Below are 15,981 nucleotides of genomic sequence, written 5' to 3' on the forward strand. Positions count from 1 at the left end.
GTGAATTCCCGCATTTGAACGGTAATCGCGCCCCTGATTTTTAAGGAACCATTCGTGAAAATTGTATTTGCCGGCACACCGGAATTTGCTTTGCCCTCTCTGATTGCGCTGGATTCAGCGCATCAGCTGCTAGCGGTTTATACTCAACCAGACAGGCCGGCTGGCCGTGGGCGTAAACTGCAACCTTCTGCAGTAAAAAGATGGTCATTGGCTAAAGAATTAGCTATTTACCAGCCACTGGGATTTAAAAATGAAGAGGCAGTTGCTCAGCTTGCTGCCTTAGAACCGGATGTGATGGTCGTCATTGCTTATGGGCTTATCTTGCCGCGAAAGGTACTGTCTATTCCCAGGTTAGGTTGTATTAATGTGCATGCTTCCTTGCTGCCTCGTTGGCGAGGGGCTTCTCCTATTCAGCATGCCTTGCTTCATGGGGATAGGCAAACCGGTGTTACCATCATGCAAATGGATGTTGGTATGGATACTGGCGATATGCTGGCAACTGCCATTTGTCCTATTGCACCTGATGAGACGGCGAGCAGTTTACACGACCGGCTTGCGCAGTTGGCGGTAACGCCCTTACTCACTACGCTGGATGAATTAGCGGCAGGGCAGGCTAAACCAATCCCTCAGGATGATGCTCAGGCTACTTATGCCGCTAAAATTAATAAGGAAGATGCTGCGATTAACTGGTGCAAAACGGCCAGAGAAATCAACAATCAAATAAGAGCATTTAACCCCTGGCCTGTTGCCTATACCAGGGCTAATGATGAAACAGTACGCATCCATGCGGCACATCCCGTTGAAATGTCTTCCCCTGCAGCGCCGGGTACCATCCTTTCTCTTGATAAAAATGGCATGCTGGTGGCCACTGGGGAGCAGGCGCTAATGATTGATCTAATACAATTCCCTGGTGGCAGGATAATGACAGTCGCTGATTGGCTGAATGCCTCCCGTTCGCAGTTACACTCTGGTCTGGTTTTACAATGAAAAAGAATGAGCGCCTGCAGGCGTTAAAGGTACTGGTAAAACTGGTGCAGGAAAAAGTTCCTCTTTCTCACTTAATGCAAGCTACAAGCGATTTAACACCGCTGAGCAAGGAAATTTGTTTTGGTGTTTGTCGCCAATATATCCGTCTGGAGGTTATGGCCGATTGCCTTGTTTCCAAACGGCCCAAATCACTTGAGGTTTGGCTGGTTTTGCTCATTGGTCTTTATCAATTGCATTTTATGCAAAAGCCAGACTATGCGGTAGTAAAAGAAACCGTGGCTTTGTTGGATTTAATCAAGAAAAACTGGGCTAAAGGTTTGGTGAATGCTGTGTTAAGAAGGTTCTGCCGCGAACAGCAAACACCTCCGGGGCCGTGGGAGAGTAACGACTATTTTGTTTATAACCATCCTCAATGGTTGATTCAGCGCTTGAGAAAAGATTGGCCGCAGGATTGGCAAGCGATCCTTCAGGCAAATGATTGCCATCCGCCGATGAGTTTACGCGTTAACCAGCGTCATATGACGCGTCAGGCTTATAGGGAGCGGTTGCAGCAAAACGGCATGAACTCTCATCCCCATGTTTACTCCCCAGAGGGGGTAAGGCTTGAAACCGCAGTTGATGTGAAGGATTTACCCGGTTTTGAGTGTGGAGACGTATCAGTACAGGATGAATCTGCCCAGCTCGCAGTATCCCTTTTAGAACTTCGGCCTGGCTTAAGGCTCCTGGATGCCTGTTGTGCGCCGGGAGGTAAACTGTGTCATATTCTGGAAGCAGAATCCCATCTGGCAGCGTGTATCGGACTTGATATTGATGAAAGACGCCTGCAGCGGGTGAGAGAAAATCTCCAGCGTCTGAATTTGCAGGCAATCTTGATTCAGGGCGATGCCTTAAAACCCGATTGGTGGGATGGTGAATTGTTTGACCGGATTTTGTTAGACGCCCCCTGTTCTGCTACAGGTGTTATCAGGCGTCATCCAGATATTAAATTATTGCGGACAGAAGCTGACATTCAAGCTATTGTGAATTTACAATACAAGTTATTGCAAAAGCTGTGGCCGCTGTTAGCTCCGGGTGGGGTGTTCGTGTATGCTACCTGCTCAATCATGCGGGAGGAAAATGAACAGCAGATTATGCGATTCATTGCTCATCAGACGGACTGCCAGTTTGCAGCGGACGATAAGCCCTGGGGCAAGAGTACTGGGCATGGCTGGCAGATATTGCCCAAGGAAAATGAAGGAGACGGTTTTTTCTATACGGTATTAAGGAAGCAATGATCATGCAAGTTAATTGGCCATTAGTGATAGTATTATTTTCTCTAGCCTTACCCGGGGTACTCATTGCGATTCCGAGGCTTATTAACATGCTGTTAAAGGAAAACAGTGAGCACTTAAAAAAGCGGGTCGGGCGTTTTGCCATTGGACAGACCTTGTTGATGGTTTTATTAATGAGTTTTGCCGGTACGGTTCTTTCGCCAAAGACCGGTCTTAACGCACCGCTTCTGGAGTCCATGCTGCAAGCTGCCCCTTTTTTGATCCAGGCGCAAGAGAGTCTGTTGCCCGTTTTATTGTATACCATTGTTGGGTTGCTCGGATTTTTCATCCTTTATTATGGTCTGGCTGCCAGCATTCTCGACGAGCAGACCCTTCAGAACATGCATAAGGTAAGGGCGGCATTAGGGCTTGATGGCTGCATTCTTTATGGCGGGGTGGTCGAAGAAATTATTACCCGTTGGGGGTTAATGAATGTGATTGCGTTTTTTGCCATTCTATTTTCAGGGCGGAACAATGCTTACGTCATTTGGACTGCTATCCTGTTGAGCGGATTATTTATCAGCCTTGGACAACTCCCTGCCTATATTGCGGCAGGTTGCCAATCCAGTCGGCGTTTTATCTACAGCATGTTATTGCTCAATGGATGGCAGGCTGCATTATTTGGTTGGCTATTCTGGCAATACGGTTTACTGGCAGCCATTGTCGCCCACATGTTATTTCATTTGGGATGGTCTATCTACGATAAAGCGTAAATTTAGAGTAAATGCAAAATTACTTAATTTTGTTTTAATTTTGATCATTTATTCTTGAGCTAAGAATTTCCTTAGGGATTGATTAGTAATCATGAGTTCAATTTTCAAATTTAACAGCTTGTTTCGCCCAACTGAGGCTGTCAAACAGACTGCCGAGGCTTATCGTATGAGAATTGATACGGTCGGCAGAGTAAAGCAAATCAAAGCATTGGCTCAGAATGGTAATGCAATGGCGCAATATAAGCTGGCCAGTTTTCACCCTAAAAACTCCCGGCACTATAAGGAGTGGATGGAGGCTGCTGCTGAGCAAGGCTGCACTAATGCCATGTTGGCCTGGGCTTTGGCATTGGCAGAAAAGGGAGGCACTGGCAATTTACAGCAGGCAGTTAACTATTTGGTGCGTGTTTTATGCTCGGATGACAGCTTCATAAAAACGGAAGCGAGAGCGTTTCTTGCCGGTAATCGGCTTCTGGCCACGGAGGTGTCTCGCCAAATGACAAAATTTGCGGCGGATTCTTCAATTACTTTCTTTGCTGCCAAAGCCACAACTGCAGAGGCTAAACAACAGCCATTCGTACAAGAGTCATTGCAAATTAAGTCAATTTGACCTGAGTCAGTTATTAGATCGGGTAGCGCAGCATATGTGTTAACAATGAGTGTCGAGTAATCATTTTTAACGAATAATAAACAAAATCAGATCTACTGCGGGTTTTAAATTTCATCGAAAGGCTTATACTGGAGGTCGAAGGGTGGTTCCTGGCCGCAGGCTGTTGAGAGCCAGTGAGAACAGCTCTAAATTAAAACCGTTTCCATTTAGTTTTGACAGGTTGTCTTGTGCAAATTGTTCTGCTTCTTGTCATCCCCGCGAAGGCGGGGATCCATGCAGGATATAGCACGGAGCGCCTTAAAAATGGATTCCCGCCTTTGCGGGAATGACAAACAACCTGTCAAAACTAAATGGAAACGGTATTAGAAAACCACATGTTTAGAATTGATAAATGAAAACCTTATTTAAATTACTTCCTATCGAGTGGCTAAAACCCGGGCGCTACCAGCCAAGAAAATATTTTGAACAGAGTGCGTTGCAAGAGTTAGCGGATTCTATTGCATCGCAAGGGTTGATTGAACCGTTGGTTGTCAGGAAAACGGCTCAGGAAAGGTATGAGATCATCGCCGGTGAACGACGATGGCGGGCTGCTGCAATGACAGGTTTGGCTGAAGTGCCTTGCTTGATCGGTGATTACACTGATGAGCAGGCTGCTGCAGTGACCTTGATTGAAAATATTCAACGTCAGGATTTGAACTTAATTGAAGAAGCAACGGGTTATCGGCGGTTATGTGATGAGTTCCATTTCCAACAGGATGAGATAGCGATTTTGGTAGGGAAGTCGCGTAGTCACATTGCCAATATCTTACGATTGTTAACCTTATGCGAGCCGCTGCAGGAGCGGTTAAGGATCGGCCAATTGTCGCTGGGACATGCCAGGTTGCTGGTAGGGCTTCCTGCCCGCCAACAATTGCTGCTGGCAGATGAAATTGAGAAAAATGACTGGTCAGTACGGTATGTCGAGAAGAAAATAAGGGAAATTAAAGTAAGTGAGCAGCAGTTACTAAATCCTCAGGCCGATCGTGATATTGAACGATTACAGCGAAAAATTTCAGAGCAGGTAGGGGCACCCGTACAAATTGTCTCCACAAATGGTAGCGGGGGGTGGTTGCAAATAAAATTTTTTGATAATGATACCTTGGCAGGGCTTCTGGAGCGCATGGGCTTAGGATATGATTAGCACTTCTCTTTCCTATTCCAACTTATTCATACATGAAGGAACAACTATCGATGAAAAGGATATTGTCGGGTGCCTTGCTGACTTTGCTTGCAGTTCCCTCCCATGCCAGCTTTCAAGCTGGTGCGGACAAGCTAATCAATGGGGTTTCTCCCTCCCTTAATATTGGCATTGAAGTAGTTGATTTGACCACAGGAGTTACCCTTTACAGTCGAAATCAGGAGCGCTATTTTATCCCGGCCAGTAATATGAAATTATTTTCTGATGCGGCTGCGTTGATGATTTTGGGTCCAGACTATCGCTTTAAAAATCAATTAAGCACTAATGCTTCTCAGTTACAACAAGGTGTTTTGAAAGGGTCTTTGTATTTACGCCTTTCGGGGGATCCTTCTTTTGATCATGAGCGCCTCACCAAACTGTTAGTCAGGTTAAAAGATTGGCACATCCAGCGTATTCAGGGAAATGTGTACATAGATAGTAGTCATGCTTCAGTTAACCCTTATCCGCCAGGATGGATGGTGGAGGATTTGGTTTACAGTTACGGGGCTCCCCTTGCTCCCTTGATGATGGATACCAATCGCTTGACGATCACGGTGAACCCTGCGGCTAAAGCAGATGAAGCGGGTGTGATTGAAACCAATGATGCCAGCGGCACTGTGGTTATCAATAACCAGGTAAAAACCAGGGCAGCCGGTAGCCGTTGCGGGGTTGATTTTTCAATGGACAAGGAAAATTATTTAACGGTACGAGGTTGTGTTGCGGTTGGTCAATGGGCCGTTCAACAACAAATGGCTATCCGTAACCCTTTCCTCTATGCGCAAGGGGTAATCAAGCGTCAATTAAAATTGGCTAACATTACCCTGGATGGCAATGTCCTATTAGGAAAAACACCCTCCGGTTCCTTGTTAATTGCTGCGGAGTCGTCCAAGCCAATTGCTCAGTTGATGGCTGATACATTAAAACCCTCAGACAATCTTTACGCCGATAGTTTGTTTCTGCATGCCGCAGAGAAGCTTCATGGTTCGCCGGTAAACTGGGGAGAGGCGCAACCGATATTAAAAAAATTCATCCAGCAACAAACAGGAATCGAGTTAAGTGATGCGGTGCTGACTGATGGTTCCGGCTTGTCGCGTTACGATTTATTAACCCCTGGTCAGACGATAGGACTTTTGCGTTTTTTATATAACCGGTTTCCTTTATCTTATGAATATATTGCCGCCCTGCCTGTTTCCGGGCGTGATGGAACCTTGGAGCGACGTTTTAAAAAACCGATGCAACAGGATATGGTGCGTGCTAAAACAGGAACAATGAGAGGTATTGTCAGCCTTTCCGGCTATCTTTACACTGCCAACGCACATACCTTGGCTTTTGCCATCTATATTAATAACGTTCCTGGCACGAAGCCTTCTATCTCTGGACGTTATCGCTACCTGGTGGATGCGCTTTGTACTTATTTTCTGCAACAAAAACCGGGTAATGGTAACTGGGCGAAAGTATTCTCACCTCATGCAAGGCTTAAGTTTCAGCAAAATCCTACTCAGGCTGAAATACAACGAGGCAGGCAGGCCAGGTGGCGGCGATTAGAGACGGCTGTAAAAAATGCGCTTAAGGGACAGCAGGTGGCGGTTATCTATCGAGCGCATGAATTAATCTTACAGGATCATCAAGCGGATGCGAGTAAGGTATTGGCTTCTTTGCAAGCGTTAAGGAAACAATACCCTTTCGCGGTGGCTTTGTCTGCAAAATCGCTGATTGCCGGTGTGGGTAACAAACCCCTGGTGTTATGGATGGATGCAGCAGTATTGGCAAATGCCGTGCAACGGGTCTGGATTATCCGAGAGGCAGTTGGCTAAGTCGGCTGATCAAATGCTCTTGGAAGGAAAGACGAAGGATTTTATAAATGCTTGTCTAGCCTGCCTTTTCCCGCCGAGCTTCATTTGACGACGAACCTTGGTATTATCGCCAAAAATCCAGAGGCAGGGGATATTATTCCGGTTAAAGCAGGCTGTAAATGAAGTGGGTTAATCGATTGTTACCGATTATTAAAACATGATATAAAGTTCTTGCAATACTATTCACTAAGAAGGGAGTATATGATGTCACAGAAATTCAATGAGATCACTAAAAGCATCGGTACCCAATTGGCCAAGATGCGTAAAGAAATGCCGGAAGTCATGGCTGGTTTCTCTGCACTCTCACAAGCGGCCACAAAGGATGGTGCTTTAGATAAAAAGACCAAAGAGTTAATTGCTATGGCTTTGGCGGTGGCCAATCATTGTCCGGGATGCATTGGCTTCCATTCACAGGCTCTGGTTAAATTGCAGACAAGCCGTGAAGAGTTAATGGAAACGCTGGCTATGGCTGTTTATATGGGAGGCGGACCTTCGCTCATGTATGCTGCCGAAGCGCTGGAAGCTTTTGAAGAGTTTAGTGCTTAACAGGAGTTAAGTGTTGGAGAAAGTCTGCGGCTTACATTCTCCTTGATTTTTATGGGATTGACTGTCGGAACCTGCTGGAGGCTGGCCTAATGCGTAAGCAGGGATGCCATATGTTCCATCTGGTTTGCATGAGTATCTGTCTGGCATGGGTATTTCTTGGTAACACCAAGCCAGGCCACCTGTGATACTGTCATCTTATCTTTATCACTTTGCTGGCTTGAAATTTCTCGATAGGTTTGCAGGATAATGCCATTTAAGGTAATTGCATTTAAAGCGGTTCCAGGTGGGAGGCAAAACAAGGCTTTTCCTTGTGCTTTTGCCAATTCATTGGCCTGTAGCAAGGTTTCGGCAATGCTTTCGTCGGTTATTATCAATACGCTGCGGGCCGATCTTGCCCAAGCTTGTGCCTGCGGATCGGCTTTTATTTCCATTTGCGGGATATTGTTAGAGATATTCATATAATGTTCCATTGTATCCGCTTGACTATTGGTAAAAATCAACAGAGAACATAGTAAGGTTAAAACGCGCATAATTATTTTCCCGCATACTGTTGGTTAAGCTCTATTATCCATAAAATAATAATGAACTGGATTGTCCTTGCATATTAACGGACCACACTCGAGCAATGTACTGATTCCATTGGCAAGGATCAAGAGAAGAAATAAACTTGCCCAAAAATAGCTCCAGCGTCCTGGTTGCTGGCCAGGTTCATAAAAACCCCGCTCAAATAAAAGAGCAATGGCTGAAAGGCCGATAATAATTATAAAACCAATGGCCGACCAGGTATAAAGGTACAAACCAAGTAAGGGGGAGCCATAGCCTATGTCACCCGGGGAAACATGTAAGAAAATCTGCCGCAAAGCGATGCCAAGACCTAATAGCGAGGAGAGAACTATCAAGCCATAATAACTGATGCGAATTCCCGTCATTAGATTCATACAAAGGCACAAACCTACCCCAATGAAGCAAATTCGCTGCAATAGGCATAAAGGACAAGGAAGATCATGGTCAGTTAATTGCTGGTAAAAGGCTATTATTAATATAATGCAAACAATCACCAACCCGATAACATTGCCGAAACGATGAAGTTTATTGTGTGTCATCATAGCCTCACCAAATGGCTGTGAAAGTTAAACAGGAGCATGGTCAGGAACAGGCAGAGTAAAAATTGCAGTTTTATAAACCGATTGGGTTTAAACACGATCTGCAAGCCGACGATAAAATAAAAAATATATAAGAGAGTCATCATAGTTAATTTTCCCAAACAGGTTTAGCACTCCAAATTACAAGGGTAATGTATTGCTGTAAGTTTGCAAATAATTGCCCAGCTCCTCCTGATTTATCGGTGATTGGGTTAAGCCAATGTATTTATCGGGACGAATCCATATGGCGGCGGTTTGGGTCAATGCAAAACGCTGGTGGATCTCGCCATCATCAATAAACACAGAAAATGAGTCTGGAATCATGTTTTCATGGCTGATAATTAAATGGACATTCACCCAACTGCCAAGATGCTGACTGGCAAAAGAGGCAGTCTTGAGCAAGGCAGGGAATTGTTTTTGATCATCACCGGCAAATAAAAACAAATGGTGTTTTGTACCACGGATAATGGCCTGAAGTGATTTTACTTCTTTAGTTTGAGCTTCCATCAGGAAAAAATCAGGTGGAAACGTGCCTGCGGTTAGTTTTATTTTTTTCCCCAGGCTTTTTACAATAGGGCTTTTATCATAGGAAATTCTCAGCTCAGCCAAGTCCCCGGCGATTAATTCCCTCAACGTAGCAAAAGAAGTTAGCCATTTTACAAGATGGTTACGCAGACGAATGAGCAAGGGATTCTTAAGGAGAATCATATGGGTCATAATACCGGTTTTTTTCAGGACTTCTTTCCCGACAGGATGGCGCTCAAGCTGGTAGCTATCCAGCAGGTTATTTTTTGCAATACCTTTTTTAACCAGTGCTAACTTCCAGACAAGATTATAAATATCCTGAATTCCTGTATTGAGTCCTTGACCACCCATAGGACTATGGACGTGAGCAGCATCACCTGCAAAAAATACCTGGTTATGCCGATAGTTGTCGATTTGCCGATGATTAATGCCAAATTGACTGATCCACAGGGGATTGGAAAGTGTTGCCTTTTCATCGCCACAGCGTTTTCTAAATACTTGTTCAATCTCCGTAAGGGCAGGTGTTTTGCCGGATAGTTCTTCAGGCGCTGTCATCACAAGGCGATAGCGCTTTTCGCCGATAGGGAAGCAGGCAACAGGCCCTTCCTTGCTGACATAGATAATCATTTTATTTTGCGGCAAATGCCAGTCAATAAACAGGTCAGCAAGCCACCAGGTTTGCTTATAATTATCGCCGATAAACTTTGCGCCCACCAATTCTCTCAATGTACTGTGAGAGCCATCGCAGGCAATAATCCAGGAAGCAGTTACCTTTTCTACATTACCATTATTATGCTTTATTAGCGCAGTAATATTATTGGTTGTTTGTTCAATGCTGGTTAATTCTGTTTGCCATTCTACGGTCAAGCCTTTGTTAAGCAACCCTTGGTTTAATATTTGTTCAGTCTGATCTTGAGGTAAGTCAATAAGGAACGGGTAATTGGCCTTAAGCGCTGCAAAGCTGATATCAGCCAGTTGCTTATCTTCTACTTTAAATAAGGCACCATCGACTTGATGGCCTTGAGTCAATACCTGATCGATGAAACCACAGTCAGCCATAACATCCAATGTCCGAATATGGATTCCCAACGCTTTGGATTTATCACTTAAGGTGGTTTTCTTATCAATAATGCGGCAATTCAGACCGTGACGAATTAATTCATTAGCACAAAACAAACCGACAGGACCGGCGCCTACCACTAATACGTCCAACAAGTTTTCGACCATGATCAATCTCCCTGATTCGGGTTTAGCGACTATAGTTCTATACTAACGCTATCATCGCTTTCCTCCTATATCCTTTGGTTTTGTGATTTAGTTCAATGGAGTATTTGTTCTGGCTTCTGCTCTTCCTTACTGGTACTGACTGGTTTGATTTTTGGAGCTTTCAACAGGCCATAGATGCGATATGATTCTGTCCACAGGGAGTTATCAAAAATTTTTACCGGTTGCAGTGAGAAAGAGTTTGCTATTAACCTGGTGGCCTCGTTTGCAACACAGGCAACATCTTCAAAAGAGAGACAGGAGTTGGTATAACCTGTGCGGGTACTGTCCGAAAACTGTTGTGATTGCAAGTGGCATCTTAAATCCCAGGGAAGCATGGACATATAATCTTCCCAAATCTTGGTTTCAAAAAGTTTGACTTCAGTCACTGCAGGCAGGCTCTCTAACTCGCTTTTCAGCGCTTCATATTCGCAAGTGCCTGGAGAAAGGTTGTAGCTATTATTCCCTTGCGGAAGGTTGACATAACTGGTACATAGCCGTCCGTCTTCAGGATTGCTGCGGTTATCGCGGGTGGTAATGAGCGCTAATTTTCCAAAGCCTTCAGGCTGCAGGGCGGGTTCAAAAAATTCTTGATGTGCAGGGTAGCCTTTTAATTTGCATACTGCAACCGGGTAACGGTAGTGGGTTAACTGTCCTGTACATAATTTTTCAGTTTCACTCAGTTTTAACCCTAACTTTGGCCAGTGCAGGGGGGATAACGCCAGGATTAAATAGTCGGCTTTAAGTTGCTGTTCTTTACCATGCTGGGAAAAGGATACTTCAACGCCGTTGCTGCGATCAATAGAATGAATATTGACCTCGGTCAGTACCCCATAGTCTTCGGCAATGGCCTCCATTAGACGTTGAAAGCCCCCCTTTATGGCATAGAAGGGTCCCTGATTGAGTAAACCGGGAATTAATCCCATACCAGGAACAGTCGTATGCCCCATGTACTCAAGCACTGCATAAGTGGGGCAAACTTGCATTGCGCCGTAACCAAACCCGGTGACCAATGGGCGCAACAGGTCGTTTAACTCCATTAAGCCTTTGCGTTGGGCAAATTCGGCAAAGGGCAGGAGATAGTCTTTGGGAAGCGGGAGTTGATGGTCCCGTGCGTGTTCATATTCACGAATAAAGGTTTCATAAACAACCAGTTCTTTTAGGAATTCAGCTGAAAATTTTATTTTACCCAGGGTATTTTCTTGATGAAATTGTTTCATGAAGTCCATAGAATCCGGTTTGGTAGGCAGAACCTCTTCATACTTGATTTTTTTCTCATGGATGGCATCAAGAACTACTCCATAGTTAGTGGCTACCAATGCTGCGCCAAATTCTGTGACCAGGCTTTCATTTTCAGGATCAACATAAGTATGGCATTTACCCCCTGCCCAGGATTCTTTCTCCAGAATCTTAATATTTTTACCAGGCACGCCCAGTTTATTAAGTGCCCGTGCACTGAACAATCCTGCAGGACCTGCGCCGACGATAATAAAGGTGGTTTTATCGGAGATTTGTTGTTTAGGTTGTGGCATAATTCACCTCGACTCCTGTCTAAGCCCCAAGGAATACCTTCGGGGGGTTATTATGATACTTAATCAACATCATGTGGATTCTACAAATTAGCCTGTACTTCTATCGCGCCAAGGTTATTGTTCGAAGGCTGATAAACCAATAGCCGTGAATATCAAAATCCGGAAATTAAAAATCTGAGTTTGCTCATCTGTTATGGTAACGTTGCCATGGACGAAGTTTATTGAAGAAACTGGCAAGTTAAGGTTCCAGCAAGTATCATTCACACCAAATCCTTGTGATAAATAGATAACTACAACCAGTAGATAGATAATCAAAATACAACAAAATACTTTTTCTGATCAAGCTCAATTATTAAATTGGGGTTGTCTTCAAGGTATCCTGCGCTTTCAATTACAAATCCATTTACTCTCACTGAGTATCGAATAGACTTCGTTATCCCCGATAATTAAATGATCCAGTAAACGCACGTCAACCAGTTCAAGAGCCTCCCTTAGGCGTTCAGTTACAGCAATATCCTGCTGGCTTGCATCCGCTACGCCTGATGGGTGATTATGAGCGAGGATTAATGCTGCAGCATTCAGCTTAAGTATGCGTTCAATAATAGGTCGCGGATGAACGGTTGCAGCATTAATTGTGCCTGTAAAAAGTTCTTCATAAGCCAGCACCCGATGTTGGTTATCCAGAAACAGAGCAACAAAGGTTTCATTTTTTTTATCGCGTAATTGCCGTTTAAGGTAGGCATGCGTTTGCTGAGAGTTAGTCAATTGGATGGTCTTTTGTAAGCTGATAAAATCGCTTCGGCGATAAATTTCCAACATGGCTTGCAGCTGAACATAGCGCACTATTCCAAGGCCAGGTACCTGTTTAAAGGTTTGAGGGTCGGCGTTAACTATCGCGCGTAAATCACCTAGATGCCTGATTAAATCAAATGCCAATTGCATACAGGATTTTTTGCGATTGCCCGAGCTGATAAAAACGGCCAATAATTCGGCATCAGAAAGGCTTTGGGCTCCTTGAGATAATAACTTTTCCCGCACGCGCAACGGCTGTGCTGGTTGCAAATTTATCATTGTTATTCCTTTATTGCGAGGATTGTGGTTTGATCGACAAATATTTTATGAAAAATGAAAAGTCATGCAAGATTTTGTCAATAAAAAAATTCTTTTGGGCGTCTGCGGGGGGATCGCGGCTTATAAATCGCCTTACCTTGTTCGTGAATTAACCCGCTTGGGAGCACAGGTTCGTGTGGTGATGACAGCTTCAGCTCAGCGATTCATTTCCCCTCTAACCTTGCAAGCCTTAAGTGCTCATGATGTCCGTCTCGAATTGTTTGATGAACAGGCAGAGCGGGCCATGGGGCATATTGAGCTTGCTCGATGGGCTGATTACTTATTAATCGCCCCAGCTTCAGCTAATATGCTTGCTAAAATGGCAAATGGATTTGCAGATGATTTGTTATCGACACTTTATCTGGCAGCAGAGATTCCTGTGATTGTTTGTCCGGCAATGAATCGGGCGATGTGGCAGCATCCTGCTACTCAGACCAATTGCCGGCAATTAAAAAAACAGGGGGTAGTATTGGTTGGGCCTGAAGAGGGTGAGCAAGCTTGCGGGGAACAGGGATTTGGCCGGATGAGTGAGGTTGGCAATATCCTGAATGCTCTAAGACTTCAAGAAGTGAATCAGTTGCTTGATGGATACAAACTCCTGATTACGGCAGGGCCAACCCGTGAAGCTATTGATCCTGTCCGTTATATTAGTAATCATAGTTCTGGAAAAATGGGCTATGCTTTGGCCGAAGCGGCGCATATGGCGGGTGCTCAAGTGACTTTGATTAGTGGTCCTACTGCATTAGATCCCCCTGTGGGCATAAATGTGCAGTATGTCGAATCTGCAAAGGCCATGTATGAGGCCGTCATGGCCAATTTGCACCAAGAGATGATTTTTATCTCCACTGCAGCGGTGGCTGATTATGGTATTGAATCACCTGCACTTGAGAAGATTAAAAAGAAGAGGGATGAGGCATTAATACTGAAATTATGTCCTAATCCTGATATATTGGCCAGTGTTGCAACCAGTGGAAAAGCCTCTTTTGTCGTTGGCTTTGCTGCGGAAACCAATGATCTTATCAAACATGCAAGAGAAAAATTGGAGAAGAAGAAACTGGATATGATCATCGCCAATCAAGTGGGAGACAATGTGGGTTTTAACTCGGACTTTAATCAGGTTTCGATATTAACAAAAGACAAGCAATACGAGCTTCCTTTAACCCATAAAGTGAGACTTGCAGGACAAATTATTGCAATTCTTGCTACAACTATTCAAAATGGCGCCCATCGTCAATAACCTTATTGATTTAGAGAGGGGCTATGAACCAAGCGATTCAGTTAAAAATTTTAGATCCACGAGTAGGCCAATCCATTGATTTGCCCAGCTATGCAACGGCTGGTTCTGCAGGACTTGACTTGCGTGTTTGTATCGACGCGCCATTACAGGTCGCACCTCAGGAGACAGTCTTGTTACCCACAGGATTGGCCATCCATATTGCTAATCCTGATTTGGCAGCCGTTATTTTGCCACGCTCAGGTCTTGGCCATAAACATGGGATTGTGCTGGGTAATCTGGTCGGTTTAATTGATTCTGACTATCAGGGCGAACTAAAAATTTCATGCTGGAATCGTAATCAGGAGCACTTCACTATCAATCCAGGCGATCGCATTGCGCAGCTGGTTTTTTTGCCTGTTGTCAGGACGATGTTTGAAATAGTGGACTCCTTTGAAGAAAGCAGCCGTGGTCATGGGGGCTTTGGCAGTTCCGGGAGAGGATGATGTACAGACAAGTACAGATTGAACGCTGTGTTTTTAGAGCCTATGACATTCGCGGCATTATTGGCAGTCAATTGGATGAAGATGCATTTTATACCATCGGTTTGGCTATTAGTTGTCAACTCAATAAATTAAATCGTAGCAAGATTTTTATCGCTCGTGATGGACGTCTAAGTAGTCAAGATTTAGCCAATGCATTGAAACAAGGTTTGCTAGATAGTGGTATCACCGTTATTGATTTAGGTGCGGTGGCAACGCCAGTGATGTATTATGCTGCCGATACGCAGGAGATTGATAGCGGTCTCATGGTAACGGGAAGCCATAATCCTGCTGATTATAATGGGATTAAAATAGTTCTGGCAGGAAAGACGTTGGTACAAGCCGACATCGATGAATTATATCAGTTGGTTAGCGCAGGGACTCGCCATTACGGGCAAGGAGCAGCCTTTGACTCCAATATTGTAGAAGATTATGTTAATCGTATTGTGGGTGAGATCAACCTTCAGCGCCCTTTAAAGGTGGTTGTTGATTGTGGTAATGGAATTGCCGGGCCAGTGATTCCTAAGGTAATTGCAGCACTTGGTTGTGAGGTGATTCCTCTTTATTGTGAAGTGGATGGCCGTTTTCCGAATCATCATCCTGACCCTACTGTTGAAGCCAACCTGGTTGATTTAAGGGAAGCCGTCCTTCAGCATCGAGCTGATCTAGGGATTGCTTTTGATGGGGATGCAGACAGACTAGGGGTCATAACCGACAAAGGAGAGATGATTTGGCCTGATCGTTTATTGATGCTTTATGCTCGCAACCTGCTAAAGACTAACAAAGGAGCAACCATTGTTTATGATGTGAAATGCTCAAGTCATCTGACTCAAGTCATTGAGGCGTCCGGTGGGGTAGCCAGGATGTGTCCTACAGGGCATTCCATTGTTAAAGCGGTGATGAAGAATGAACAGGCAATCCTTGCCGGGGAAATGAGTGGTCATCTTTTTTTCAAGGATCGTTGGTATGGATTTGATGATGCGCTTTACAGTGCATGCCGCTTGCTGGAAATTGTTAGCCATGATGTCTTGTCAGTAAGCGAACAATTTGATGCGATTCCTAATAGTATCAATACACCTGAAATCAAAATCCCTATTGCTGAAGAAGATAAGTTTGCTTTCATGCAGCGTTTCAGTGCAGAGGCTAAATTTCCTGATGCCCAGGTTATAACCATTGATGGCTTAAGGGTTGAATTTCCTTATGGTTGGGGGCTTTTGCGGGCATCGAATACGACACCTTGTTTGGTTGCTCGGTTTGAAGCGAAAGACAAAGCGAGTCTTGAGCAAATTCAAGCCTTATTTAAATTGCAATTATTAAACATCGATAAAAATCTGACGACTTTTTTTTAGTAAAGCGCATGGGTACCGTGGTCAAGCCACGGTAATTCGAGGCAGTAAAAGTCCTAAACTTAATGGCAGTGAC

Annotated in this window: 15 protein-coding genes; 10 read left to right on the top strand and 5 right to left on the bottom strand. The window is 44.4% G+C overall.

The genetic code is table 11. The features are described from left to right. Positions 1 to 54 precede the first annotated feature (54 nt). From fmt to E1O65_RS04680, 7 genes are all read left to right on the top strand, one after another. The gene (gene fmt / locus E1O65_RS04650) at positions 55 to 987 is read left to right on the top strand and encodes a methionyl-tRNA formyltransferase (protein WP_133132433.1); all 933 of its coding nucleotides are present in this window, start codon (positions 55 to 57) and stop codon (positions 985 to 987) included. Beyond that, entirely contained in the window at positions 984 to 2,261 is a 1,278-nt protein-coding gene (gene rsmB, locus E1O65_RS04655) for a 16S rRNA (cytosine(967)-C(5))-methyltransferase RsmB (RefSeq protein WP_133132434.1), read from the top strand. The genes fmt and rsmB overlap by 4 nt, the downstream gene beginning before the upstream one ends. Positions 2,262 to 2,263: 2 nt before the next feature. After that, complete coding sequence (locus E1O65_RS04660; protein ID WP_133132435.1) at positions 2,264 to 3,010, top strand: CPBP family intramembrane metalloprotease; 747 nt, start codon at positions 2,264 to 2,266, stop codon at positions 3,008 to 3,010. Positions 3,011 to 3,101: 91 nt separating this feature from the next. Continuing rightward, a complete protein-coding gene (locus tag E1O65_RS04665) occupies positions 3,102 to 3,617 on the top strand; it encodes a hypothetical protein (protein ID WP_133132436.1) in 516 nt (171 codons plus the stop codon). Positions 3,618 to 4,008: 391 nt separating this feature from the next. After that, on the top strand, positions 4,009 to 4,797 hold the full coding sequence (locus E1O65_RS04670) for a ParB/RepB/Spo0J family partition protein (RefSeq protein WP_133132437.1): 789 nt from the start codon (positions 4,009 to 4,011) through the stop codon (positions 4,795 to 4,797). A 50-nt stretch (positions 4,798 to 4,847) separates the two neighbouring features. After that, a complete protein-coding gene (gene dacB / locus E1O65_RS04675) occupies positions 4,848 to 6,647 on the top strand; it encodes a D-alanyl-D-alanine carboxypeptidase/D-alanyl-D-alanine-endopeptidase (protein ID WP_133132438.1) in 1,800 nt (599 codons plus the stop codon). Between the two features lie 243 nt (positions 6,648 to 6,890). Beyond that, positions 6,891 to 7,232: a carboxymuconolactone decarboxylase family protein gene (locus E1O65_RS04680; RefSeq protein WP_133132512.1), complete on the top strand. Its 342-nt coding sequence runs from the start codon at positions 6,891 to 6,893 to the stop codon at positions 7,230 to 7,232. 86 nt (positions 7,233 to 7,318) lie between these two features. Here E1O65_RS04680 and E1O65_RS04685 read toward each other — a convergent pair whose 3' ends face one another. From E1O65_RS04685 to radC, 5 genes are all read right to left on the bottom strand, one after another. Continuing rightward, positions 7,319 to 7,762, bottom strand: a complete 444-nt coding sequence (locus E1O65_RS04685; RefSeq protein WP_165474904.1) for a phosphatase — start codon at positions 7,760 to 7,762, stop codon at positions 7,319 to 7,321. A gap of 24 nt (positions 7,763 to 7,786) precedes the next feature. Next, a complete protein-coding gene (locus E1O65_RS04690) occupies positions 7,787 to 8,338 on the bottom strand; it encodes a disulfide bond formation protein B (RefSeq protein ID WP_133132439.1) in 552 nt (183 codons plus the stop codon). Positions 8,339 to 8,515: 177 nt separating this feature from the next. Next, entirely contained in the window at positions 8,516 to 10,126 is a 1,611-nt protein-coding gene (locus tag E1O65_RS04695; RefSeq protein ID WP_133132440.1) for an FAD-dependent monooxygenase, read from the bottom strand. A 92-nt stretch (positions 10,127 to 10,218) separates the two neighbouring features. Next, on the bottom strand, positions 10,219 to 11,694 hold the full coding sequence (locus E1O65_RS04700) for an FAD-dependent oxidoreductase (RefSeq protein WP_133132441.1): 1,476 nt from the start codon (positions 11,692 to 11,694) through the stop codon (positions 10,219 to 10,221). A 387-nt stretch (positions 11,695 to 12,081) separates the two neighbouring features. Next, entirely contained in the window at positions 12,082 to 12,765 is a 684-nt protein-coding gene (gene radC, locus E1O65_RS04705) for a DNA repair protein RadC (RefSeq protein WP_133132442.1), read from the bottom strand. 64 nt (positions 12,766 to 12,829) lie between these two features. On the opposite strand from radC, the gene coaBC reads away from it, so the two are divergent. From coaBC to E1O65_RS04720, 3 genes are read left to right on the top strand one after another with little or no spacing between them, the layout of a single operon-like run. Then, positions 12,830 to 14,041 (top strand): bifunctional phosphopantothenoylcysteine decarboxylase/phosphopantothenate--cysteine ligase CoaBC, encoded by a 1,212-nt coding sequence (gene coaBC / locus E1O65_RS04710; protein ID WP_133132443.1) that lies wholly within the window; start codon positions 12,830 to 12,832, stop codon positions 14,039 to 14,041. A gap of 23 nt (positions 14,042 to 14,064) precedes the next feature. Further along, a complete protein-coding gene (dut, locus tag E1O65_RS04715; protein WP_133132444.1) occupies positions 14,065 to 14,523 on the top strand; it encodes a dUTP diphosphatase in 459 nt (152 codons plus the stop codon). After that, positions 14,520 to 15,908: a phosphomannomutase/phosphoglucomutase gene (locus tag E1O65_RS04720; protein WP_133132445.1), complete on the top strand. Its 1,389-nt coding sequence runs from the start codon at positions 14,520 to 14,522 to the stop codon at positions 15,906 to 15,908. The genes dut and E1O65_RS04720 overlap by 4 nt, the downstream gene beginning before the upstream one ends. Positions 15,909 to 15,981: the final 73 nt, after the last annotated feature.

Source organism: Legionella sp. W10-070, from assembly GCF_900640175.1.
Taxonomy (GTDB): domain Bacteria; phylum Pseudomonadota; class Gammaproteobacteria; order Legionellales; family Legionellaceae; genus Tatlockia.

Bases quoted from the DNA above. Each gene is read 5' to 3' on its own strand.
- rsmB (WP_133132434.1), top strand. From the start codon at position 984: ATGAAAAAGAATGAGCGCCTGCAGGCGTTAAAGGTACTGGTAAAACTG.
- E1O65_RS04660 (WP_133132435.1), top strand. From the start codon at position 2,264: ATGCAAGTTAATTGGCCATTAGTGATAGTATTATTTTCTCTAGCCTTA.
- E1O65_RS04665 (WP_133132436.1), top strand. From the start codon at position 3,102: ATGAGTTCAATTTTCAAATTTAACAGCTTGTTTCGCCCAACTGAGGCT.
- E1O65_RS04670 (WP_133132437.1), top strand. From the start codon at position 4,009: ATGAAAACCTTATTTAAATTACTTCCTATCGAGTGGCTAAAACCCGGG.
- dacB (WP_133132438.1), top strand. From the start codon at position 4,848: ATGAAAAGGATATTGTCGGGTGCCTTGCTGACTTTGCTTGCAGTTCCC.
- E1O65_RS04680 (WP_133132512.1), top strand. From the start codon at position 6,891: ATGTCACAGAAATTCAATGAGATCACTAAAAGCATCGGTACCCAATTG.
- E1O65_RS04685 (WP_165474904.1), bottom strand. From the start codon at position 7,762: ATGCGCGTTTTAACCTTACTATGTTCTCTGTTGATTTTTACCAATAGT.
- E1O65_RS04690 (WP_133132439.1), bottom strand. From the start codon at position 8,338: ATGATGACACACAATAAACTTCATCGTTTCGGCAATGTTATCGGGTTG.
- E1O65_RS04695 (WP_133132440.1), bottom strand. From the start codon at position 10,126: ATGGTCGAAAACTTGTTGGACGTATTAGTGGTAGGCGCCGGTCCTGTC.
- E1O65_RS04700 (WP_133132441.1), bottom strand. From the start codon at position 11,694: ATGCCACAACCTAAACAACAAATCTCCGATAAAACCACCTTTATTATC.
- radC (WP_133132442.1), bottom strand. From the start codon at position 12,765: ATGATAAATTTGCAACCAGCACAGCCGTTGCGCGTGCGGGAAAAGTTA.
- coaBC (WP_133132443.1), top strand. From the start codon at position 12,830: ATGCAAGATTTTGTCAATAAAAAAATTCTTTTGGGCGTCTGCGGGGGG.
- dut (WP_133132444.1), top strand. From the start codon at position 14,065: ATGAACCAAGCGATTCAGTTAAAAATTTTAGATCCACGAGTAGGCCAA.
- E1O65_RS04720 (WP_133132445.1), top strand. From the start codon at position 14,520: ATGATGTACAGACAAGTACAGATTGAACGCTGTGTTTTTAGAGCCTAT.